Source organism: Pararhizobium sp. PWRC1-1 (assembly GCF_049897905.1).
Lineage (GTDB): Bacteria > Pseudomonadota > Alphaproteobacteria > Rhizobiales > Rhizobiaceae > Pararhizobium.
In genome coordinates, this window is record NZ_JAFCXE010000082.1 from 1 (window position 1) to 764 (window position 764).

At 63.5% G+C, this 764-nt stretch carries 1 protein-coding gene; it reads right to left on the reverse strand.

From position 1 onward, the window contains the following. Nucleotides 1-764: IS256 family transposase (locus ACP7E0_RS35015; RefSeq protein ID WP_426131966.1), on the reverse strand; the 764-nt coding region annotated here is incomplete at both ends.

The following is a 764-nucleotide window of genomic DNA, read 5'->3' on the forward strand; positions in this document are numbered from 1 at the left end:
CAGCGTGGCGAGTTTCGGCACCTTGGGCCTGATCTGGTCGGCGACATTACGCCATTGGGTGCTTGCAGCCTCTGGGGTGTCCTGGGCAAAGGCGGTGGCGATGAAGGCGGAGACGACGCGCCGTCCGCTCTTTCCGGCATGGGCCAAGGCATTGCGCATGAAGTGGACCCTGCAGCGCTGCCAGGTAGCGGAGAGCACCTTCGACACGGCCGCCTTGATCCCCTCATGCGCATCGGAGACAGCAAGCTTGACGCCGCGCAGGCCCCGTCTGGTCAGCTTTCGAAGAAACTCAGTCCAGATCGCTTCGGCCTCGGATGTGCCGATCTCCATACCGAGCACTTCGCGTCGGCCGTCGGTGTTGACGCCCACCGCAATGATGACGGCGACGGAGACGATCCGGCCACCGCGCCGGACCTTCAGATAGGTGGCATCGATCCACAGATAGGGCCATTCCCCTTCGATAGGCCTGTCGAGGAAGGCCTTCACCTTATCGTCGATCTCCTCGCAGAGCCGGGATACCTGGCTCTTGGAGATGCCCGACATGCCCATGGCCTTGACGAGGTCATCGACGGATCGGGTCGAGACGCCTTGGATATAGGCCTCCTGGATCACCGCCGTCAGAGCCTTCTCGGCCATCCGGCGCGGCTCAAGGAAGCTCGGGAAATAGCTGCCTGTGCGAAGCTTCGGAATGCGCAACTCGACGGTGCCCGCTCGCGTCTCCCAGTCCCGGTCGCGATAACCGTTGCGCTGGGCCAGTCGGAAGC